The sequence below is a fragment of the Pseudomonas sp. NPDC087817 genome (assembly GCF_044742875.1).
In the GTDB taxonomy this organism is placed as follows: Bacteria; Pseudomonadota; Gammaproteobacteria; order Pseudomonadales; family Pseudomonadaceae; genus Aquipseudomonas.
Map to the genome: position 1 here is coordinate 116,891 of NZ_JBIUVJ010000006.1, position 20,007 is coordinate 136,897.

Sequence of the window (20,007 nt, forward strand, 5' to 3'; positions counted from 1 at the left end):
TTGACCCTGTGGGAGCGGGCTTGCTCCCACAGTTTTGTTTTGCGGTTTGGCGTCAGATCTGTGGGGTTTTGCGGAAGCCTACCGCCAGCCGGTTCCAGCTGTTGATGGTGCTGATCGCGACGGTCAGGTCGACCATTTCTTTCGGCGTGAACTGCGCGGCGACGACGTCGTAGTCTTCATCCGGGGCGTGGGTCAGGCTCAGTTGGGTCAGCGATTCGGTCCAGAGCAGCGCGGCGCGTTCACGATCGCTGAAGAACGGCGCTTCACGCCAGGCAGTCACCGCGAACAGACGACGTGGGGTTTCACCGCCCTTGATCGCGTCGGCCGTGTGCATGTCGATGCAGAAGGCGCAGCCATTGATTTGCGAGGCACGCAGTTTGACCAGTTCGATCAGAGTCTTTTCCAGCGGCAGCTTGGAGACGGCGGTTTCCAGGGCAATCATCGCTTTCATGGCGTCCGGGGAAGCGGTGTAGAAATCGGTGCGAGCTTTCATGGCGGGTTTCCGGGGCAAGTGAATGTGTGACTACGTTAGTCCCGGCGAGTGGTTCGGCAAATAGCCAATATTCCAGAAGATCAGGAGGCCACTCGATTGACCGCTCGTCACCCTGTCGGCACCAAGTCCTCGGCGCGTCAGACCAATATCAGGTAAATCCCCTTTTTGGAGACGCACCATGATCACGCGCAAACTTACTTCGTTATTGCTCGCCGGCCTGCTGGCCACGGCCTCCGCCGCTACCTTCGCGGCCAACGACGGCGCTGATGCCACCGGCACCAAATCCGGCGCCACCAGCGGCTCGACAATGCCACCGGACAACACCCCGGGCGCGCCTTCTGGCGGTAACAGTGGAAGCGGCGGCACCGGCACCAATGGCGGCGCCAGCGGTTCGGGCTCGGGTGCCGGTGGTGGCACCGGTTCGGCGGGTGGCGGCACGGGCGGCGCAGGCGGTGGCACGGGCGGCTGAACGAACAAGAGCCATCCGTGGTGAAAATCTCCCACAGGTTTCTGAGTTACCAATCCGGACTCAATGAAAACCCCTGTGGGAGCTGGTTTGTCATTCAGCGGTCAGAGCGCATCAATTCCCCGATGCCGCCATCCAGCGACAGCACCGCAGCCCGATTGCGCCCGGCATTTTTCGCCTGATACAACGCCGCATCCGCCCGCTGGATAAACACTTCCGGGTTGTCATTGCCATTGGGGATAAACGCATAGCAGCCCAGGCTTACGGTGAGATAACCGGTGGGTGAACCACTGTGGGTGATGCGCTTGTCGATCACACTGCGGCGAATCTGCCCGGCAATCGCCAGCGCGCCGTTGATGTCGGTATCGGGCAACAACACCGCAAACTCCTCGCCGCCATAGCGCACCGCGAGATCCGACTTGCGTTGACAGCAATTCCTCAGCACTTGCGCAACCTGGGTCAGGCACTGATCGCCGGCCACATGCCCATAGGCGTCGTTGTAACGCTTGAAAAAATCGATATCGAGCATGATCAGGCTGACCGGGCTGACCTGCCGTGCGCCCCGGGCAAACTCGATCTCCAGCGAGCGTTCGAACAGGCGCCGATTGGCCAGCCCGGTGAGGCTGTCGTGGGTCGCGATCTGTTCCAGCGCCCGTTGTGCCTTGCGCAGGTTCTTCTCGATCCGTTCGCCATCGCGCACCTGATGGATGAACACCCAGCCGAACAGCCCGACGCCAAGAATCACCAGCGCCACCAGCACGCATGACTGGAACGCACGCTCGTACCAACCCTTGAGAATCGTGTCCCGCGAAGTCGCGGCAGACACCACCAGCGGGTACGACGCCAGTTGCCGATAGCCATACAAACGAGTGATGCCATCGACCACCGAATTGATCATCGCCGTACCGGCCGCGGCGTTGGGCAACAGCTTTTTATAGATCTCGCCCTGGGTCAGTGACGTGCCAATCAATGACTCATCAAACGGCCGCCGCGCGAGCAATGTACCGTCAGTCAAACCAAGGAACATGATGCCGTTGTCGTCAAGGCTGAAGCTTTCGAAGAACTGGTCGAAGTACGCCATCTTGATCCCGGCCATCAGCACGCCCTGAAAATTGCCGGCGCGGTCATTGACGCGTTTGGAGATCGGGATGATCCACTCACCGTTCTCGCGGCTGCGAATCGCCGGGCCGATGTGCGCCACTGTCGAGGCATTCTGCTGATGAAACTTGAAGTACTCGCGATCAGCCACGCCATTGCCACGGGGCAGATCGGCAAATGAGGTAATCACCCACTGACCCTGACGGTCGAACAGAAACATGCCGTGCAACTGATTCAATTGCTGCACGCGACGGGCAAGGGTCTTCTGCAGACGCGGCCGCTGCGCCGCGCCGTAACCGTCGTCCTGAATCCAGTCGACCAGGCTGGTCATCACCAGATCCGCCGCCAGGAACGTGTCCTCGGCCTGCTGCGCCATCGCCCGGGTCAGGTTGCTCGAAGCCATTTGCGCCACCGCCAGATCCTGGCGCCGCGACTGCTCCAGTTGCAGATACAGCAAACCGAACAGGCACAGACACACCGCAACGATAAACAGCGCCGCCGCTTTGCGTAGCGGCAGACGTTTAAGCGTGCCGGGAGCCTGATGTGGATCGTGAATGGGGATAGGCAAAACCGTGTCCTGGGCAGGTACGACAAGGGCGCAAGCCCGAAACCCTTATATTTTGTGAGCGTAGTTCACGCGGATGTACACGGCAAACAAGTGGCATCGGCACACGCCCAATTCCATACCTATCGGCGCGGTGAGCATTTGGATGATTGTTTTGAACAACTTTTTTTGAACGTATGCCGTCAGGCTCGCGAAAACCCGGAGCAAACACTGATAGAGTTTTGCCTTATTGCCGCGATAACCACTTCAAGGCGCCCCTTGTTCAGCACATTACGGCCGCCCTGCTTATGAGGTCTCTGATATTTTTTGCAGCGCTCGCACTGGCTGCGGCACTGTTCGTAGGTTATTACGAAAAGATGGAAGATGCCGATCCCGAAAAGGTCTTCTTTCTCAAGAAACACCCGACACTGAAAATGCACTTTGTGAACATTTTTGCGTATGAAAGGGACGACAAGCACTTGTCCGAACTTGACGACGAAGAGAAGCGCCAGGTTATTGATTACTGCAAATATCGGTTAGGCATTGCCACTGACCTGAAAGATCAGCAAGCGCTGGACGCCTGTAAACAGCGTTAAGACCGGCAAAATACTCCGGTATACCAAAACCCTGTGGCGAGGGAGCTTGCCCCCTCGCAACAAGTTTAGTGTTTGTCTTCTCGACTTTGAGTCAAATCAACGCGACGGCGGCACTCGAATATCCCCCGCCCGGCACTGAGTCTTCACACCCTTGCCACACGCGCCAAACTGCAAATCCTTGCCCATGCACACCCGCACTTCCGACAACTCTGGACCACTGCAAATGACTGCGATGCCATCCGCCGGTATCCCCGGGTTGGCTTTGCGGAACAGATCGGAAATTTCCTGCGCCTCGAAGTAATACGAAGTACTGAACGGTTGCAGCTCTTGAGGAATTTTCACCGCGCCCACGGCTTTATCCGCCGCATCCAGATAACCCATCGCACCGAGGCCGCTGCAGGTGCCGTGCTTCGACCATTCGTGATCGAGCAGCTTCTTGGTCGGGAACAGCGTCAGGCCTTTGCTGCTTTCTGCCGCCGACAGCGTGGTCAGCGGCGGGCAGGATTCCGGCCAGCCACCCTTGGCGTATTGCGGCCACAAACCGTGCAGGACAAAGCCGTAACCCTTGCCGGAACATTGCACATCGTCCTTGTGGGTGAGGCAAAAGGTCGGCGACCAGGACAACGTCAGCAGGTAGTAATCGAACACCCCCGCCACCGATTCCGCCTGCGCTTTGCTCGACTGCGATTGCCGCGCCGAACTCAGGCCGATACTACCGGCCGTCAGCGCAATCACCGCCAAAATTGTAAACAGCTTTTTCATGTACCCGCTCCTTGGGACGCCTGCGTCCGTGGTTTTCGTTGCTGACCAGACGTGGTCAGCGGTGATTTGGACACGCTTGTGTTGCAGGCGCATGACGCAAGGCAACGCCCTACCCCGTTGAAACGTCTACGATTAACAGGCAGACATCAAACACAGGGATCTGAAATGAGTAAAGCAGACGAACTCGCCGCGAAGCTCAAGCAAACCCGGCACACCCACGCGGACGACATCACCTGCGCGGAACTGGAGATCGATTGCTGGCCGGCGCAGGTCTACGACCTGTACCACCGCATCGAAGCATGGCTGCAACCGGTGACCGAAGTCGGCCTGAAGATTCGACGCAATCCTACGCACATATGCGAAACCTCCCCGGATGGCGAATCTCACGATTACGCCATCGACCAACTGGTCATAGATGCGAACAACCAAAGCCTGACATTTGATCCCATCGCCCGCTTTACCGAAGATGGCGCCGGACGCGTGCAAATCACCCTGCCAGACAGAAACACTTACCTGCTGCGCACCGTCGATGAACACGGCGAAAGCCATTGGTGGCTGCAGACCGTTGAAACCGGGCAGGAACTGGATGCGATTGCTCTGACGGAAAACAATTTGCTGCAGGTGGTGCAGGAGGGGTTGGGCCTGTAAGCGCCTTCCGCGATAGGGATCAGTGCCGAGAACGTGGTTAACTTCTCGCTCCGATCCCTTTGAAGCCCGACGGACATGACAAAAACCACACTCTTGCTCGGTACTCTGCTGGCCCTGCCCCTGACCTTCAGCGTTCAGGCAGCAGAACAGACCTCACACCTCGACAGCATCCAGCAACAAGGCCAATTGCGCGTCTGCACCACTGGCGACTACAAGCCCTACACCTTCAAGCGCGACGACGGTGATTTCGAAGGTATCGACATCGCCATGGCCCGTTCGCTGGCCGACAGCCTCGGCGTCAAAGTCGAATGGGTGCAGACCACCTGGAAAACCCTGATGCCGGACATGCAGGCCGGCAAGTGCGACATCGGCATGGGCGGGATTTCGGTGACGCTGGAGCGGCAGAAAAAGGCCTACTTCAGCAACACCCTCGACACCGACGGCAAAATCCCGCTGGTGCGCTGCGCCGATCAGTCCAGGTACCAGACGATTGAACAAATCAACCAGCCCAACGTGCGCCTGGTCGAACCGGCCGGCGGCACCAACGAAGCCTTCGTCCACGCCTTCCTGCCCAAAGCGCAACTGGCCCTGCACGACAACGTGACGATCTTCCAGCAACTGCTCGACAACAAGGCTGACGTGATGATCACCGACGCCTCGGAAGCGCTGTATCAGCAGAAGCTCAAACCCGGTTTGTGCGCGGTCAATCCGCACCAATACATGCAGTACGGCGAAAAGGCTTATCTGCTGCCACGCGATGACATCAGCTGGAAACTCTACGTCGATCAGTGGCTGCACCTGAGCAAGGTCACCGGGAAATATCAGAAAACCCTGAGCGAATGGATTGCGCTGCCTCAGTGAGCTTTTTCAGCGATTCACTGGCCTCGCTGCCCGGCGATAGAGAAAATGGCAGGTTTCTCCAAGCACTATCTGTAAGAACACTGAACCTGTGGCGAGGGGATTTATCCCCGATGGGTCGCGAAGCGCCCCCCCCCTTTTTTTTCAGTGAAGCCACCGAAACTGTGGCGAGGGAGCTTGCTCCCTCGCCACAATTCATCCGTCTACTTCAATCGTCATGCAGCATCCCGGAGCTGTACTGATTGAGACTGCTGCCAATACTGTTCCCGCCGAACTTCAGCGTCGTCGCATTACTACGCCCGTCCAGCGACTGACAATCCGCCGAAAAACAACTGGTCGTCGTCAACCCGCCTGCCCCCGAACAAGCACTCAACACCGACATCGCAGCAGCAATCAACAGCACTTTGACGATATTCAGGCGCATGGCACGATTCCCCTCGGGATAAAAAGCGACGATCTTGTGCCAACATCCTAGGCCTGCCCCACACACCGCAACATGAAACTTTCCTGATCGACAGCGCCGGTTCAGAATCGCCAGACCGCCAGACAAGGACATCCCCATGCAATTCCTCCCCCTCACCGACGCCAGCCCTGCCATCCAGGCCCATGTGCGCACACTTCGCAATCAGGAAGACGTGCGCAAGTTCATGTACACCTCCCATGAAATCACCGAACAGGAACATGCGAACTGGCTGACTTCTTTACAGGGCAATCCACGGCAACAAGTGTTTGTGGTGATCAAGGATGAACAAGCAGTTGGGGTTGTTTCGTTGAATGCGATCAACGAACTGCATAAAACGGCGGACTGGGCGTTTTATCTGGACGTTGGGTTGCAGGGTAAGGGGCTGGGCAGTTTGGTCGAGTTCTGGATGCTCGATTACGCGTTTGATGTGGCGGGGTTGGAGAAGCTGAATTGCGAAGTATTGGCGGTGAATTCGGCGGTGGTGAAGATGCATCAGAAGTTCGGGTTTGAAGTGGAAGGTGTTCGGCGGCAGAACGTGGTCAAGGAAGGCGTTCGGATTGACGTGGTTTTGTTGGGGATTACCAAAGCTGAATGGCAGAACAAGCGCCCGGCACTGGCCCCTGTTATCGAACGTCTTAATAACGTTTAGCGCATGGAGCGCCCGAATCTGAGACGTGAACTGAGCCCTGCCGAGCTCTACAAAATCCGCGACGCCCTGTCGTGGATCTTTGTCGACACCGCCGTGGATTACCCCTACATCGCCAGACAAGTCGAAGGCTACGACCCGGAACAGATCAAAGACATCCTCTATTCAGAAGTCGCCGTCGTCTGCGCTTGGAACCTCGCCGGCCCACTGCCGCCGATCTGGACAGGATTCAAAGCCGACGAGTTGAATCAGGACATCGAGGACATGCTGCTGGCGAAGAAAAACAGCTGGATGCGACGGCAGCTTCATCGACTGCACACCGCTTGGTTGCGGTTTAACTATGGGGACGCGTGGAAAGAGCTTTCGGCGCACCTCAAACAATTGAGCTGAGCCCCCCTAACTCGCAGCCGATGAAATAGCCCGCACACGACACAGTTGATCGAATCGATAACAGTTTTGATCGTCGATCCGCTCGAAAACAGACATTGCGCCTTCGCCATTCACGCCGCGAATCAGCGCTTCATGGGCAAAGGTCGTTTGATCGCGCAAGTCCACAATAGGCTGAAAGGCGAAGGCGAAATCCATATCCGGCACGCCTTTGTTTTTACAGCCCTGACACGCCTCGGGAGCGGAGAATGATTTTGCAAAATAGGTCATGACAACCCCGGTAACGGGATAGCAACCTTCCTTGGTTATCGATAAAGAAACTGCTGTTCCGGCTAAAGCCCAACGGCGCGGGCGCCGCGGGCTCATCCGCTAATCAGGTGCGGAAATGCGCGGTCATGCGTTGCAAGTCCTGCCCCAGCGACGCCAACTCAATCGTCGCTGCCGCACTTTCTTCGCTGGCGACAGCCGACTGGTCGGCCACATCACGCACACTGACGATGCTGCGATTGATTTCGTCGGCCACGGCGCTTTGCTGCTCGGCTGCGGCAGAGATCTGCAGGCTCATTTCCTGGATCGTACCGATGGACTGGTTGATCTCGGTAATTGCCAATTCGGCTTTCTGCGCCAACACCACCGTATCGAGGGTGCGCTCGCGGCTGGAGGTCATCAGCGTAGAGGCTGCTTGCGTGCGTTGTTGCAGGGTGACGATCAGCGCTTCGATTTCCTTGGTCGAGTCTTGCGTGCGCTGAGCCAGTGAACGCACTTCGTCTGCCACCACGGCAAAACCACGCCCCTGCTCGCCCGCCCGCGCTGCTTCGATAGCGGCGTTCAACGCGAGCAAATTGGTCTGCTCCGCGACGGCTTTGATCACATCGATCACTTTGCCGATCTGCTCACTGTCCTGAGACAGCACATTCATCGCGCCGCCTAACTCTTCAATGGCCACAGCGAGCTCACTGATCTGCACCGTCGCCTGTTTCACCACCGTACTGCCGTGGCGCGCCTGTTGATCAGCCAAGGTCGCGGCAGCGGACGCGTCAGTCGTGTTACGCGCAACTTCCTGCACGGTCGAAGCCATTTCATGCATCGCCGTGGCAACTTGATCCACTTCGCTTTTTTGCTGACGCACACCCGCGCTGGTCTGTTCGCTCATGGCCGAGAGCTTTTCCGCAGAGGTGGAAATATGCGTGACGCCATGGCCGATACCCTGCACCAGCGTATTGAGGTTCTGCGCCATGTCCTGCATCGCATTTTGCAGATCGCCCAACTCATCCTTGCGCGCAGACTTGGCCTGTACCGTCAGGTCGCCTTTGGCAATACGTCGAGCCAGTTCAACCGTCAGCGCCAGCGGCGCAGTGATCTGCCGCGAAATGACCACCGAAGCAATCAGCCCGATCACCAGCGCCAACACGGTCAATACGGCGATCTGAACAAAGGCTGAGTGCTGATCTTCAAGCGCCAGGCGCTGCTGAGTGTCCATCAGGCCATTCATGATTTTGTCCATGGCCTTGCTTTCCTGGTCGACCTGCTCGCGCATGTTCTGCTTCTGCTCAAACAGCCCGGCCACTTGCACCAATACTTCGCGATAACGCCGCATGCCGGCGTACGCTTCTTCCAGTTGGCTCGACAGGGCCGTCGGCAGGCTGGTACGCGCCTTGGTGATATCACTCAAGAAGGTATCGATGGTCTCCATCAGCAGGTTTTTGTTCACGTCGTTGGGCACCGCAATGTAACGACGCAGCATCAGGCGAAACAGGGTCATGCCATTGCGCAAGTCGGCCACCGTGCGCAGCTCCCGAACGCGCTCGCCATCGGCAGACGCCAGCGCACTGGTCGTGGCGCCTTCAAGCATGCCGGCAAAAGTTTGCGCGTACTTGTCCGACAGTGCAGTCAGCGGTTTCAGGGCATCCGTGGTCGACTGATCGGCAGCAATCAGCCGCTTGACCTTCTGATCGTAGGCAACAATCGTGGTTTGCAAAGCCTTCAAGGCTTGCTGGTTCTCAGCGCGGGTCAAGGTGTCCAGCGCCTTACTCACAAGGCCCAGCAAGACATTCAACTGAGCGTTATAAGATTCAGCGAATGCGGCGTCAGCGGCGGCTTCGTACTGTTTCTCGGACAAACGCATATCTTGCGTAGCGTCATTCAACTTGCCGATAAGGCGCGTCGTACTCAAGCGATCAACCAGCACGCTGTTGCTGTTATAGCCAATAAAGGCAACCGCCAAAACCGCCAGCAAAAGAATGCCGAAACCGGTTCCCAGCTTGCGGGAAACTTTGATGTCACCCAGGAAATTCGATGCTACTGCCATATTCAGCCTCAAACGCCCTGACGTGTAACGCCAGGCACAAAAAATTGATCTCCGGTAACCACAGTCACCGTCCAGACATTCGGGGGTCGTCATCCAAGGCGTAATACGGGACTCTCCAGCTGTCCCGGAAATGCAAAAAGCGATGCTGTTGATGCGTCGAAGAAAAATCCGACGCGAGCATCGGCAGACAAATCCATCACGTCGCAAACGGCGTCTGCACGCGGGATTTATCGATTCAGCAAAGGTGTCTGGAGGGATGCTATAAATTTTACGAAAACTTGTACAACTTTATATTTTTGTATAACCGTTGAACTTTTTGAGCAGCGTGATGACGCATTGCCATCACGATTTATGGCACATCGCTACTGGCGCAAAACGCAGCTGAAAATGCGGATTCAAAAGCCTGGCGACTCAATCCTTTGCCGGCTTGGGAATCGCGATACGACTACCGGTCTTGACCTCGCGCAATGCCAGGCTGGACTGAATGGAAGCAATCCCCACCTGACGCCGGAGCACCTGCTCGATAAAGTCGCTGTAGCTATCAAGATCCTCCGCCAATACCTGCAACACATAATCGGCATCGCCAGTGATCTTGTGACAGGCCACCACCTCCGGCAATTGCGCAATCACCGCCTCGAAGGCGTCAGGCGCGTGATCGGCGTGGGTGGAAAAACGAATGTGCACGAACGCCATGATATCCAGCCCGAGCATTCGCCGATCCAGATTGGCCTGATAGCCCTTGATGACCCCGGCCTCCTCCATGCGCTTGCGCCGCCGCCAGCACGGCGTAAGGCTCAGCGAAAGCCGTTCACTGAGTTCAGCGTTGGAAATACTGGCGTCCTCCTGCAATAACTCAAGAATCGCCAGGTCGGTCTCGTCGAGGCTAATGCGTTTGGATATTTTTTTCTGCATGACACCATTCCTGAGTAAAAACGCCCGAATAATCGACTGAATCACGAACACAAAGCAAAGAAAGCGCAGCCAAGCCGGAACAGAATATTTGCACTGGCTCACATTAACGGATGCGCAGAATGTTTACAGTTTTCAGTGATTCCCACCGGTTGCACCACGGCACCGAATTGAAAGACGGCGTGCTCAAGCCCTCGTTCGAACAACCGAGTCGCGCCGACACCGTGCACAATCGCGTGAAACAGGTCGGCCTTGGCCAGATCGTCGAACCGCGCGCGTTTGATCGCTCGTGCTACGTCAACGCGCACAGCGAGCGCTACGTCAGTTTTCTGGAAACTGCCTGGAGCGAATGGTGCGCAACCGGTCGCACTCACGACGCCTTGCCACTGGTCTGGCCGGTGCGCGATCTGGCCGGCGAAGAGGTGCCAACGTTCATCGACGGCAAGCTCGGTTTCTATGCCATGGACGCCGGTTCGCCGATCACCGCGACGACCTGGCAAGCGGTGAAAACCAGCGCCGACATCGCCCTCACTGGCCTGGCCCTGCTTGATGAAGGCCACGACAGCGCCTTCGCCCTGTGCCGCCCGCCCGGTCATCACGCCGCGCGCGAATACATGGGCGGTTATTGCTACCTCAACAACGCCGCCATTGCCGCGCAACAAGCCATCACCCAAGGCGCCAAACGTGTCGCGGTGCTGGACGTCGACTTCCATCACGGCAACGGCACGCAAAACATCTTTTACCAGCGCAGCGACGTCATGTTCGTGTCGCTGCACGGCGAACCGGCGGTGTCCTACCCGTATTTCTCCGGGTACAGCCACGAAGTCGGCGCGGGTGTCGGCGAGGGTTACAACCTCAACTATCCCCTGCCGAAAAACACCACTTGGGAGAGTTACCGCAACGCCTTGCTCCACGCCTGCAAAAAACTCCAGCAGTTCGCGCCTGAGGTGCTGGTGATTTCCCTCGGTGTCGACACGTTCAAGGACGATCCCATCAGCCACTTCCTGCTGGAAAGCGAGGATTTCATCGGCATCGGTGAACTGATCGCCAGCGTCGGCTGCCCGACCCTGTTCGTCATGGAGGGCGGCTACATGGTTGATGAAATCGGCATCAATGCGGTCAACGTGCTGCACGGTTTCGAGAGCAAACGCAGCTGAGCCACCCCGCGCTCTACAGCCTTTCAATGTCTGGATCGGAGAACAAATACATGACGCTTTTTATTGATGTCGATGATGCTGCACGCCTGTTCACCCAAGTCGGTATCCGCCGCGCCCTCCGCGAAATGGCCGGCTACATCGAAGCGGACTACGCACGCTGGGCGCAGTTTGATAAATCGCCGCGCACGGCCAATCACTCGGCAGACGGCGTGATCGAATTGATGCCCACCGACGACGGCCAGCAGTACTCGTTCAAATACGTCAATGGCCACCCGAACAACGGCCAGCAGAATTTGCTCACGGTCATGGCCTTCGGGCTTCTGGCGGATGTGCAGAGCGGCTACCCCACCCTGCTCAGCGAACTGACCCTGACCACCGCCGTGCGCACCGCCGCAACCTCCGCGCTAGTCGCGAAATCGCTGGCTCGCCCCGGTGCGACCTCGATGGCCCTCATCGGCAATGGAGCGCAAAGTGAATTCCAGGCACTGGCCTTTCATGAAATGTTGGGCATCAGCGAAATCCGCATCTTCGATATTGATCGCGATGCGTCACTCAAGTTGAAGCACAACCTCGCGGCGTTCCCGGACATCGAGGTCATTCTGGCCAGCTCGGTGAAGGACGCGGTCAAGGGTGCGGACATCGTCACCACGGTCACCGCCGACAAAGCCTACGCAACCATTCTGACGCCCGAAATGATCGAGCCCGGCATGCACATCAACGCGGTCGGCGGTGACTGTCCGGGCAAAACCGAACTGCACGCCGACATCCTGCGCAACGCCCGGGTCATCATCGAGTTCGAGCCGCAAACCCGCATTGAAGGCGACATTCAGCAACTGGAAGCCGATTCCCCGGTGATCGAATTCTTCCGGATTGTGCAGGGCGAAGTGGCCGGACGCGAAAACGATACGCAGGTGACGGTGTTCGATTCGGTGGGTTTTGCCCTGGAAGACTTTTCGTCACTGCGCTACTTGAAAGATCTGGCTCAGGCGCAACAAATCGGCCAGCGCATCCACCTGGTGCCGACGCCGGCCAACATCAAAAACCTTTTCCAACTGCTCGATCCGCAACCGGCCAAAGCCTCGCGTCTGCGTACCGTCGGTTGATTGGTAATCGCCGCCTCATTTACGAGGCGGCCATTCACCCTCCAGGCACAGCTGTGATTAGCCGCTGCCTCTCTAACAAGAACGCTCGCCACCTACTTTCTGCCAAAACTCAAAAACATAAAATCAAGAGGTTTTGCAATGAAATCGAACCCTTCCGGGCTGCTTGAACAGCCCGCGCTGCAGCGCACGCTGAGCAATCGTCACATCCAGTTAATGGCCATGGGCGGCGCCATCGGGACCGGCCTGTTCATGGGCTCCGGAAAGATCATCGCCCTCTCCGGGACGTCGATCATCTTCATCTACATGATCATCGGACTGTTCGTGTTTTTCGTCATGCGCGCCATGGGCGAAATGCTCCTGTCCAACCTCAACTTCAAAACCTTTGCCGACTTCGCCGGTGCCTACCTCGGCCCGCGCGCGGCATTCTTTCTCGGCTGGTCGTATTGGCTGAGCTGGAGCGTGGCGGTGATCGGCGATGCCGTCGTGGTCGGCGGATTCTTCCAGTACTGGTTCCCCGACGTACCGGCGTGGATACCCGCCGTCGGCATGCTGGCAACCCTGTTCGCGCTAAACGTGCTGACGGTCAGACTGTTCGGTGAAGTGGAATTCTGGTTCGCGATCATCAAGATCATTGCCGTTGTAACCCTGATCGGCGTCAGTACCGTGCTGATCGCCAGCTCCTTCGTCTCGCCAAGTGGCGTCACCGCGTCCCTGAGTCACCTGGTGGACAAACAGGCTGCGTTCCCTAACGGCTTGTTCGGTTTCTTCGCCGGATTTCAAATGGCGATTTTCTCCTTCGCCGGCACCGAGCTGATCGGCACCGCCGCCGCTGAAACCCGATCGCCGGAGAAAACCCTGCCCAAAGCAATCAACTCCATTCCGCTGCGGATCATCCTGTTCTACGTGCTGGCGCTGACCTGCATTATTGCCGTGACCTCGTGGCAACAGGTCTCCCCCGTCAAGAGCCCCTTCGTCGAACTGTTCCTCGTCGCCGGGTTTCCCGCAGCGGCCGGCATCGTCAACTTCGTGGTCCTGACGTCAGCGGCATCATCGGCCAACAGCGGCGTGTTCTCATCGAGCCGCATGCTGTTCGGGCTGGCCAATCAGGACAACGCTCCGGGTATATTCCGCCGACTGTCGAGCAACAGCGTGCCGCTGCTGAGCCTGGCATTCACCACGCTGTTGATGCTGGTGGGTGTATTGGTGCTGTTTATCGTGCCGGAAGTCATGACCGCCTTCACCATCGTCTCCACCGTGTCGGCGATTCTGGTGATTTTCACTTGGTCGACCATTCTTGCGTCGTACATCGCCTACCGGAAAAAACGTCCGGACCTGCATGCGAAGTCGACTTACAAGATGCCCGGAGGTGTACCGATGGCTTGGTTCTCGTTGGCGTTTCTGGGGTTCGTGCTGGGATTGCTGGCGTTGCGGCCTGACACGCGGATTGCGCTGATGGTCATGCCGGGGTGGTTTGTCTGGTTGGCGATTGCTTACCAGTTGACGCGGTTGAGGAAGCCGAAATCTGCGGTTGAGTCGGCTAGTCAGTTTGGCTAGATCTGCAAGCGAAAGCCGTCACCTGGAGTGACGGCTTTTGTTCTCAGTGAAAGACTGTGCCAATCCTCGATCGATCGGATGAAAACCAGATTCCGGTGACTTTGCCAGTAATGTCTTCGACTGCGACCTGGCCCATGAAGCGGCTGTCGTTACTGACATCGCGGTTATCACCGAGCAGATAAACATGGTCTTTCTCGACCACCGTCTGCGGCGTTTGCAGATAACGAGGATCCTTCACGCGCTCTGGCGGCGCAAAGAACAGCCCCATGTTTTCGCCGTTGCGAATGACCTTACCGTCAACAATCGACAAGGTATCGCCACCCACAGCCGCCACACGTTTGACCGCCTCCGAGCCGTTGTAGCGATAAGTCACAATGTCGCCCACCTGCGGCGCGTCGATGCGCATTTTGGTGACGATATAGTCACCGATCGAAAGGGTCGGAACCATCGAGCCGGAAGGGATCAAGTAAGTTTTGAACCCCAGTGTCGGGCCTCGCAATGGTCCGAAAAGCACCAGCGTGAGGATGACCAGCGCCACCACGTAAAGCACATGGAAACGGGTGCTGGGACTCGCCGCCGAACGGTCGCTTCTGCGTACCGATATTGCTGCTGCCGCGGCCGAGCCGAGTTTCACCACGACAATAAACGTAGCGAAGACATACAGGCCGAATGGCGTGGCAGGCACCCCGCAGACACCGAGTAGAATCACCCCCAGATAAAGCAAAGCGGCAACACGCACCGCCCACTTCACCTGACCGGCATACACCAGACCCCAGCCGGCCACCAGGCACGACATCACAAATGCTTGTAGCGGCAGCTTCGGCTTATCAGGAGCAGACATAAATTCTCTTCACGTAAATAGCTGACACTCAAGCGCCCGGCCTATTCAGCCACTAGGGCACTACGGGCAATACGGATGGCCTCATCGAGCGGAAAAATAACCCGTCGTACGCAATTGCAGGCTGTACACCCAGATACCAAACACCAGTGCATATTCTTTGAACATTGGCAGGGTAAGCAAATGCACAACCGAACCGCTGTTCATTTGCGACAGAGAGAAGGCAATCCCCAGAATCAACGCGAGAATAAAGCACAGAGAACTGATCTTCTTTCTCGCCAACAGCAATAAGCCGCCGACAAACATCAACAACGCCACTACACAAATATTCAGCAACATCAGCAACGAAATATCCCCTTCCCGCGCTTGCTGAAACCCGTCATGAGCCACCCACAGGCCGGCCTGAATCAATACGACAAAGCAATAAAAAACGGCCATGAAGACAACGGCGGGACGCGTGTTGTACCAAGCTTGCGACAATGTAGCTTCCATGATGCGGCGACTCCTGAGTAAAGGCGCGGCATGCTACTAAATAGCCATCACCCTGTCCATTTGCCCGCCCTCCTCCCGGCGGCTTTACTCAGCGCCAACAGCCCCTCCGTGGCAACGGCTGAGCCGTTCGCCACAAAGGAAGCTGATTTACGCCTTCACCTCAACGTTATCCAACGCCTGATTCACCGCCAACTCACCCAGCATCACCACCTGCGCAATGCCCAGCGCGGTTTTGCGATGCGCGGGCTCCAGCGTCGCAGCGAAATTGTTGAGCATTTCGGAGGCGGAACTCAGCGTTTCACTGGCGTTGGCCAGCAGGGATTCCGAGTCGTACTTCGGGTTGGCGAGGTACATGCGCTCAGGCTCGTTGACGCTGGACATGATGTGGCTGGCGGGCAGCAGATAATGATCAAGCGCGCGCTCGGCGGCTTCGTGGAGTTTTTTGGAATTGGGGGATTGGTACGGGGATGCCGGATCGGTTTCTGGCGGGTTGGGCGTGACCTTGAACATAGATGGAACCTCTAGCGCGATTACTAAAAGGAGCCACCACCCTCGCTACCAAACGAATGGGTGGCGGCCATACGCGGGTTGGTAGACCGGTCGCACTAGAACCCGGCGCCCACGAATGGGCCCCACGCATGACCACCATGAAATCCGAGTCCTGGGGAAGCGACTGAAATTGGTGATGCAATGCATCTAGACACGAAGCGGGCTACCAAACCCGATCACTGGGTTTCAGTGATGTGGGGACGATAGAACCTACGTGCTAGACGCACAAGCCGGCGGATTCTGTCTTACGTGTAGGGGGTGGCGCAAGGTGTTGTAGGTCTTGGACGTCACCGCCTCAACTTACTTAAACAAGCGCAGCCTTTGCTGTTTAAATTCACGAAAATCCGAGCGCCTCGCCGTCAGACATCGAGCAAAGTAAGTCTGATACAGTCGCAACGGTTAATTCGATGACAGGAAGTCAAACATGGCAAAGCCAGCCGCACGCATTACCGATCCCACCAGTTGCCCCATGCCCGGGCACGGCGCGAAAGCCATCGCCTCCGGGTCCCCCGACGTATTTTTTGATGGGCTGGCAGCTGCTCGAAAGGACGACACTTGCACCTGTGGCAGTGCACTATCCTCAGCTGTGTCTGGCACGGTATTTATCAATGGCAAGAATGCTGCGCTTGTTGGCACTACCGGAAGTCATGGCGACGTTGTCATTGGCGGCTCAGGTACAGTGATCATTGGTAACTCGCATACACCTGCGTCCTTTATCCCGCCTATCCCGATGATCGTTCATGGAAACTGGATTGGTTTCAAGATCTCGGCTGCCGAAAGTTACGAAGGACTTTCTTGCGTAGCTCATTTTGAAGATGGGTCGAAGATGCAAGGCGTGTTCGACGCTAAAAACACCGTGAAATTTTCCAACCCAACGGGTAAAGCCTGTACCGCGATCGATTACGGAACTGATGAGCTCCAAAACGGCCCGTCCCTTCTAGAAACTATTCTCGGCAAAATTCAGAGATAAGGAACATCTCATGACAGAACCCATGCTCATCACGGGCAGTTACGTCTTGAAAAGAGAGCACGACCTACATAGCTCGCCTCTAGAAATGGCGATTGCTGGGATGGAAGGTGCAGCAGCACGCTTTGCCACTGACGCTATCAAGGACGCCGACACTCGATTGAAATATCAGAGCAAGATCAAGGAAATGTCTCGACTTGTTGAGAGCGAAGTCTTGGCAGGAAATGTTTCCGCAAAGGATGGCGTCGCATATTGCCAAGAAATGCGTAACAACATCATGAGCGAACATCGAAAATTCACTTCCGCTCAAGGCGTTGCTGTTGCTGAATACATCAAGCTCAACGGCCCAACATTGCAAACCACTCTAGATAAGTACGCCCACTCATTATTCAAGAAAAAATTTGACCTTTTGACCGATTTAGAAAAATCTAAAGTCCATTATCTGATCCTGAAAAAATCGGGGGTAGACAACGCAAAAGTGACTCGTGGCACAAAGATGATGAAGGTTACGGGAAAAGTCGCCTGGATCATCACCGCTGCCTTCGCAGCCTCAGAAATCTACAAAGCTGACAACAAAACTAAAGAAGCGGGTCGCCAAGGGATTATTCTAGGTGGCGGTGCCGCCGGTGGCGCGTTGGCTGGACTGAGTATCTCAATGCTGTGCGTTCCCGCCGCCCCAGTTTGCGCAATCGCTGTTGTGATTGCGGGAAGCGTAGCAGGAGGCATCCTCGGCGACTATGTGGCAGATAGTTTTGATGAGGAACTGGAGGAGTTTTTGACATGGGACGTTCAATGACGGATGAGGAACTCGCTTACGTTTATTGGGCGCTATCCGACGCTTTTGTTGATACAGAGGTTGATTACGAAGCGATTGCACGTCAGACCGAAGACTACGACCCAGAAGAAATAAAACGAATTCTTTATCATGAGGTTGCGCCAGTCTGTCATACCAATCTTGAAACTGTCATTCCAATAATATGGTCTGCCTTCAATTTAGAAAACCTCAAATCCGATATAGAAAAAACATTAAAAGCTCGAGAAAGCAGCTATTTTCGACGACAAAGAGACAAACTACTAATTCGCTGGCTGGAATTTAGATACGGCTACATCTGGAAGGAAATCAGCAAACAATATCAAAAGTAAATTGCCTCGCACAAAGCGCAAAATCCAGATATTTCAGACTCACCTACAACAAGCGAAAGGATCAATAAATGACTCATCTGACAGACAACTGCACAGGCGACGCAAAAAAGAACAAAATCTGCAGCACATACACTATAAATGTCATCTCGAGAATTGCGTTAATGCCTGGCAAAACAATTCAAGGGTGCTGCAGGGAGCTTGAGGGCGAGCACACTATTTTTCACTACCAGAGCAAAACAGTCGCAAAAGACGAAGGATTTTTTTCAGTAGGAAAAAGCTGCGCACAAAGCTTTCTAAAAATAATAAAACAAGAGCTTCCTGCGCTCATCGACCCGATTCAACACCTCTCAATACCCACAACCAGAACAATTTCCAGCAATACCACTACATCCACCTCATGCCAGACAAGCACTCCGACACCCGCGATAAACCAAGAGCTTTACACCGCCATTAACTTATTTGCCATTTTACAAAACACAATTCCGAAATACGCTCTGCAGCGAATATTACTAACCATACATAACACACCACATCAAGCTGTCGACGAAAAAGTCGTATGGGACTTCATCAAAGTACTCTCATCCTTTAAGAAACCACTTAACGAACTTATTACAGATGCAAAACAGAAATACCCCAACATGAAAACCTACAGCTTTCCAATAATCAACTCCATTGCCAGTAAAAACTGGATTAACCTCCCTTAACTACACAGTTATAAAAAAATGGGGCAGACCACCATACTCAGACATTCAGTGTCAGCCCCATCAGCGAATGTAACTACACAATTGCAACACTTGAGATTTTGCCCAACCCCATTTCTGATAAACTCCCTCGCCTTCGCCCCTCTGATCCAGATTCCCCCAATGCCTCTACAACTCGCCCCACTCTCCCGCCGCTTCTCCGTCGCACCGATGATGGATTGGGCGTAGCCATCCACCAAGGTGCCAATCTGCTTGGCTATCCCGCTGTAACCTCTTCGCTTTGTAGCAATTTCTAAGCAAGCTGCAATCACTGCCTGACGCGGGCACTGCCGGTACTATGGCTTGTACTTTTTCTCGATAGGAGCCGACGCCATGCGTGGTGATTAATTGCGCAATTTTCACCCTATTTTGAAGAGATCAGTACTCGGTTTTTTTAAGTTCAAGCTGATATTTATGATTCATGGTGGCTGCCTGTAAAATTTCGGCATGAGGATACGAGCGTTTTACTAAACCAGCTAAATCGACACGATCAGCCTCTGGCATTCGGCAACCAAGTATAACGGCAGTCAACTCCTTACTCCCAAACTTAACATCTTCGTGCGGCGCCAATTTATCACGCCCATCGCCCGAATAAATACGCCATTCCCTTTCATGAGCCCAAGCATCAGACTTAGTATAAATCAGGTCATCGACTCTTCTTTGCTGGTCGAATCTTATCAACCCAGCTAAAAAGTCTGAGAGTTCATCTTCACTGAACAGACTCGGAATTTCCTCTCGATATTTTACAGGCTTCGCTGTGGAGTACGGACTATCGGCGCCATGTTCTTGCTCGAACTTGAGTACAGCGCCTTTGTTACTGTCTGCGTAGTAGGCCCACATAAGTTGATTTTTCGGCGAATCAGTCAAGCATAATATTTTAGAAGTAGAGAGACAGCGTCGGGCAAAGTTATTTACTTCAGTGATCCCCTCATCCAAAACTTTAAAGGATTCAGCGATACCTTCGGCCAACCCCTTAATAAAAAAATTTTTCGTCATGCTTGGGCAGACTTCGCGAAACGCTTGAATTACGGCGTTCATGCCGTTGCCCTCCGCACCTACATACTCTCCCGTATAAACCTTCCAAGTTTTTTCTAGCGCGTCCTGCATCACCTTATTTCTATTGAAACCCACCCTTAAATCAAATTGGATATCATAAGGATCATTTAGAGTCGCGGGGGTCGTCCAGCGAAGAGTTTGATTCTCGAGAACTATTTTTGCCGTACTTAAACTCATATATTTATAGAAAGCGTCAGGCACAGTCGATTCTCCTGAAATCACACACACAA

Annotated in this window: 23 protein-coding genes and 2 pseudogenes; 13 read left to right on the forward strand and 12 right to left on the reverse strand. The window is 55.2% G+C overall.

Features of this window, described 5'->3' with window-relative positions:
• Positions 1-52: 52 nt before the first annotated feature.
• A complete protein-coding gene (locus ACIONG_RS08635) occupies positions 53-493 on the reverse strand; it encodes a carboxymuconolactone decarboxylase family protein (protein WP_401298220.1) in 441 nt (146 codons plus the stop codon).
• A gap of 178 nt (positions 494-671) precedes the next feature.
• On the opposite strand from ACIONG_RS08635, the gene ACIONG_RS08640 reads away from it, so the two are divergent.
• A complete protein-coding gene (locus tag ACIONG_RS08640) occupies positions 672-962 on the forward strand; it encodes a hypothetical protein (RefSeq protein WP_103306318.1) in 291 nt (96 codons plus the stop codon).
• A 94-nt stretch (positions 963-1,056) separates the two neighbouring features.
• On the opposite strand, the gene ACIONG_RS08645 is transcribed toward ACIONG_RS08640, so the two are convergent.
• Positions 1,057-2,625, reverse strand: coding sequence for a diguanylate cyclase (locus ACIONG_RS08645; RefSeq protein WP_401298223.1), 1,569 nt, complete (start codon positions 2,623-2,625; stop codon positions 1,057-1,059).
• Between the two features lie 218 nt (positions 2,626-2,843).
• Between ACIONG_RS08645 and ACIONG_RS08650 the strand changes: the two genes are divergently transcribed.
• The gene (locus ACIONG_RS08650; RefSeq protein WP_401298226.1) at positions 2,844-3,197 is read left to right on the forward strand and encodes a hypothetical protein; all 354 of its coding nucleotides are present in this window, start codon (positions 2,844-2,846) and stop codon (positions 3,195-3,197) included.
• 96 nt (positions 3,198-3,293) lie between these two features.
• On the opposite strand, the gene ACIONG_RS08655 is transcribed toward ACIONG_RS08650, so the two are convergent.
• Positions 3,294-3,959, reverse strand: coding sequence for a ribonuclease T2 (locus tag ACIONG_RS08655; RefSeq protein WP_103306320.1), 666 nt, complete (start codon positions 3,957-3,959; stop codon positions 3,294-3,296).
• A 165-nt stretch (positions 3,960-4,124) separates the two neighbouring features.
• On the opposite strand from ACIONG_RS08655, the gene ACIONG_RS08660 reads away from it, so the two are divergent.
• Positions 4,125-4,607 (forward strand): hypothetical protein, encoded by a 483-nt coding sequence (locus tag ACIONG_RS08660; protein WP_315448613.1) that lies wholly within the window; start codon positions 4,125-4,127, stop codon positions 4,605-4,607.
• 75 nt (positions 4,608-4,682) lie between these two features.
• On the forward strand, positions 4,683-5,468 hold the full coding sequence (locus tag ACIONG_RS08665) for a transporter substrate-binding domain-containing protein (RefSeq protein ID WP_103306322.1): 786 nt from the start codon (positions 4,683-4,685) through the stop codon (positions 5,466-5,468).
• Between the two features lie 205 nt (positions 5,469-5,673).
• On the opposite strand, the gene ACIONG_RS08670 is transcribed toward ACIONG_RS08665, so the two are convergent.
• Positions 5,674-5,889, reverse strand: a complete 216-nt coding sequence (locus tag ACIONG_RS08670) for a hypothetical protein (protein WP_401298230.1) — start codon at positions 5,887-5,889, stop codon at positions 5,674-5,676.
• 136 nt (positions 5,890-6,025) lie between these two features.
• Between ACIONG_RS08670 and pseH the strand changes: the two genes are divergently transcribed.
• Positions 6,026-6,577, forward strand: a complete 552-nt coding sequence (gene pseH / locus ACIONG_RS08675) for a UDP-4-amino-4,6-dideoxy-N-acetyl-beta-L-altrosamine N-acetyltransferase (protein ID WP_103306324.1) — start codon at positions 6,026-6,028, stop codon at positions 6,575-6,577.
• A 3-nt stretch (positions 6,578-6,580) separates the two neighbouring features.
• The gene (locus tag ACIONG_RS08680; protein WP_401298234.1) at positions 6,581-6,964 is read left to right on the forward strand and encodes a hypothetical protein; all 384 of its coding nucleotides are present in this window, start codon (positions 6,581-6,583) and stop codon (positions 6,962-6,964) included.
• Between the two features lie 12 nt (positions 6,965-6,976).
• On the opposite strand, the pseudogene ACIONG_RS08685 reads toward ACIONG_RS08680, so the two are convergent.
• The 4 genes and pseudogenes from ACIONG_RS08685 to ACIONG_RS08700 all read right to left on the reverse strand — a co-directional run.
• Positions 6,977-7,231: pseudogene (locus tag ACIONG_RS08685) on the reverse strand (EAL domain-containing protein); the annotation flags it as partial.
• 103 nt (positions 7,232-7,334) lie between these two features.
• Entirely contained in the window at positions 7,335-8,207 is an 873-nt protein-coding gene (locus ACIONG_RS08690; RefSeq protein ID WP_371919336.1) for a methyl-accepting chemotaxis protein, read from the reverse strand.
• Positions 8,193-9,362: pseudogene (locus tag ACIONG_RS08695) on the reverse strand (methyl-accepting chemotaxis protein); the annotation flags it as partial. The gene ACIONG_RS08690 and the pseudogene ACIONG_RS08695, both read right to left, overlap by 15 nt.
• Positions 9,363-9,680: 318 nt before the next feature.
• Positions 9,681-10,181 carry an Lrp/AsnC family transcriptional regulator gene (locus tag ACIONG_RS08700; protein ID WP_213026099.1) on the reverse strand — a complete coding sequence of 167 codons (501 nt, stop codon included), beginning with the start codon at positions 10,179-10,181 and terminating at the stop codon, positions 9,681-9,683.
• A gap of 119 nt (positions 10,182-10,300) precedes the next feature.
• On the opposite strand from ACIONG_RS08700, the gene ACIONG_RS08705 reads away from it, so the two are divergent.
• The 3 genes from ACIONG_RS08705 (at position 10,301) to ACIONG_RS08715 (ending at position 13,992) form a co-directional block, all read left to right on the forward strand.
• Positions 10,301-11,335 (forward strand): histone deacetylase family protein, encoded by a 1,035-nt coding sequence (locus ACIONG_RS08705; RefSeq protein ID WP_315448602.1) that lies wholly within the window; start codon positions 10,301-10,303, stop codon positions 11,333-11,335.
• A gap of 50 nt (positions 11,336-11,385) precedes the next feature.
• Positions 11,386-12,438 carry an ornithine cyclodeaminase gene (locus ACIONG_RS08710; RefSeq protein WP_401298238.1) on the forward strand — a complete coding sequence of 351 codons (1,053 nt, stop codon included), beginning with the start codon at positions 11,386-11,388 and terminating at the stop codon, positions 12,436-12,438.
• 138 nt (positions 12,439-12,576) lie between these two features.
• Complete coding sequence (locus ACIONG_RS08715; protein WP_401298240.1) at positions 12,577-13,992, forward strand: amino acid permease; 1,416 nt, start codon at positions 12,577-12,579, stop codon at positions 13,990-13,992.
• A gap of 43 nt (positions 13,993-14,035) precedes the next feature.
• Here the strand turns inward: ACIONG_RS08715 and lepB are convergent, their stop codons facing one another.
• The 3 genes from lepB to ACIONG_RS08730 all read right to left on the reverse strand — a co-directional run bounded on the left by lepB (position 14,036) and on the right by ACIONG_RS08730 (position 15,832).
• On the reverse strand, positions 14,036-14,833 hold the full coding sequence (lepB, locus tag ACIONG_RS08720; RefSeq protein WP_401298242.1) for a signal peptidase I: 798 nt from the start codon (positions 14,831-14,833) through the stop codon (positions 14,036-14,038).
• Positions 14,834-14,914: 81 nt separating this feature from the next.
• A complete protein-coding gene (locus ACIONG_RS08725; RefSeq protein ID WP_401298245.1) occupies positions 14,915-15,322 on the reverse strand; it encodes a hypothetical protein in 408 nt (135 codons plus the stop codon).
• Positions 15,323-15,469: 147 nt separating this feature from the next.
• Entirely contained in the window at positions 15,470-15,832 is a 363-nt protein-coding gene (locus ACIONG_RS08730) for a DUF6124 family protein (RefSeq protein WP_401298248.1), read from the reverse strand.
• Positions 15,833-16,295: 463 nt separating this feature from the next.
• Between ACIONG_RS08730 and ACIONG_RS08735 the strand changes: the two genes are divergently transcribed.
• The 4 genes from ACIONG_RS08735 (at position 16,296) to ACIONG_RS08750 (ending at position 18,685) form a co-directional block, all read left to right on the forward strand.
• Positions 16,296-16,841 (forward strand): PAAR domain-containing protein, encoded by a 546-nt coding sequence (locus ACIONG_RS08735; protein ID WP_401298251.1) that lies wholly within the window; start codon positions 16,296-16,298, stop codon positions 16,839-16,841.
• Positions 16,842-16,851: 10 nt separating this feature from the next.
• Complete coding sequence (locus tag ACIONG_RS08740) at positions 16,852-17,634, forward strand: hypothetical protein (protein ID WP_401298254.1); 783 nt, start codon at positions 16,852-16,854, stop codon at positions 17,632-17,634.
• On the forward strand, positions 17,619-17,981 hold the full coding sequence (locus ACIONG_RS08745; RefSeq protein ID WP_401298257.1) for a hypothetical protein: 363 nt from the start codon (positions 17,619-17,621) through the stop codon (positions 17,979-17,981). Before ACIONG_RS08740 ends, ACIONG_RS08745 begins: the two co-directional genes overlap by 16 nt.
• A 68-nt stretch (positions 17,982-18,049) precedes the next feature.
• On the forward strand, positions 18,050-18,685 hold the full coding sequence (locus ACIONG_RS08750; protein WP_064120712.1) for a hypothetical protein: 636 nt from the start codon (positions 18,050-18,052) through the stop codon (positions 18,683-18,685).
• 414 nt (positions 18,686-19,099) lie between these two features.
• Here ACIONG_RS08750 and ACIONG_RS08755 read toward each other — a convergent pair whose 3' ends face one another.
• On the reverse strand, positions 19,100-19,978 hold the full coding sequence (locus ACIONG_RS08755) for a DUF2971 domain-containing protein (RefSeq protein WP_401298260.1): 879 nt from the start codon (positions 19,976-19,978) through the stop codon (positions 19,100-19,102).
• Positions 19,979-20,007 lie beyond the last annotated feature (29 nt).

Bases quoted from the DNA above. Each gene is read 5' to 3' on its own strand.
- ACIONG_RS08740 (WP_401298254.1), top strand. From the start codon at position 16,852: ATGACAGAACCCATGCTCATCACGGGCAGTTACGTCTTGAAAAGAGAG.
- ACIONG_RS08710 (WP_401298238.1), top strand. From the start codon at position 11,386: ATGACGCTTTTTATTGATGTCGATGATGCTGCACGCCTGTTCACCCAA.
- pseH (WP_103306324.1), top strand. From the start codon at position 6,026: ATGCAATTCCTCCCCCTCACCGACGCCAGCCCTGCCATCCAGGCCCAT.
- ACIONG_RS08735 (WP_401298251.1), top strand. From the start codon at position 16,296: ATGGCAAAGCCAGCCGCACGCATTACCGATCCCACCAGTTGCCCCATG.
- ACIONG_RS08640 (WP_103306318.1), top strand. From the start codon at position 672: ATGATCACGCGCAAACTTACTTCGTTATTGCTCGCCGGCCTGCTGGCC.
- ACIONG_RS08680 (WP_401298234.1), top strand. From the start codon at position 6,581: ATGGAGCGCCCGAATCTGAGACGTGAACTGAGCCCTGCCGAGCTCTAC.
- ACIONG_RS08745 (WP_401298257.1), top strand. From the start codon at position 17,619: ATGGGACGTTCAATGACGGATGAGGAACTCGCTTACGTTTATTGGGCG.
- ACIONG_RS08705 (WP_315448602.1), top strand. From the start codon at position 10,301: ATGTTTACAGTTTTCAGTGATTCCCACCGGTTGCACCACGGCACCGAA.
- ACIONG_RS08665 (WP_103306322.1), top strand. From the start codon at position 4,683: ATGACAAAAACCACACTCTTGCTCGGTACTCTGCTGGCCCTGCCCCTG.
- ACIONG_RS08660 (WP_315448613.1), top strand. From the start codon at position 4,125: ATGAGTAAAGCAGACGAACTCGCCGCGAAGCTCAAGCAAACCCGGCAC.
- lepB (WP_401298242.1), bottom strand. From the start codon at position 14,833: ATGTCTGCTCCTGATAAGCCGAAGCTGCCGCTACAAGCATTTGTGATG.
- ACIONG_RS08690 (WP_371919336.1), bottom strand. From the start codon at position 8,207: ATGCAGGACATGGCGCAGAACCTCAATACGCTGGTGCAGGGTATCGGC.
- ACIONG_RS08730 (WP_401298248.1), bottom strand. From the start codon at position 15,832: ATGTTCAAGGTCACGCCCAACCCGCCAGAAACCGATCCGGCATCCCCG.
- ACIONG_RS08655 (WP_103306320.1), bottom strand. From the start codon at position 3,959: ATGAAAAAGCTGTTTACAATTTTGGCGGTGATTGCGCTGACGGCCGGT.
- ACIONG_RS08700 (WP_213026099.1), bottom strand. From the start codon at position 10,181: ATGCAGAAAAAAATATCCAAACGCATTAGCCTCGACGAGACCGACCTG.
- ACIONG_RS08635 (WP_401298220.1), bottom strand. From the start codon at position 493: ATGAAAGCTCGCACCGATTTCTACACCGCTTCCCCGGACGCCATGAAA.
- ACIONG_RS08670 (WP_401298230.1), bottom strand. From the start codon at position 5,889: ATGCGCCTGAATATCGTCAAAGTGCTGTTGATTGCTGCTGCGATGTCG.
- ACIONG_RS08750 (WP_064120712.1), top strand. From the start codon at position 18,050: ATGACTCATCTGACAGACAACTGCACAGGCGACGCAAAAAAGAACAAA.
- ACIONG_RS08725 (WP_401298245.1), bottom strand. From the start codon at position 15,322: ATGGAAGCTACATTGTCGCAAGCTTGGTACAACACGCGTCCCGCCGTT.
- ACIONG_RS08715 (WP_401298240.1), top strand. From the start codon at position 12,577: ATGAAATCGAACCCTTCCGGGCTGCTTGAACAGCCCGCGCTGCAGCGC.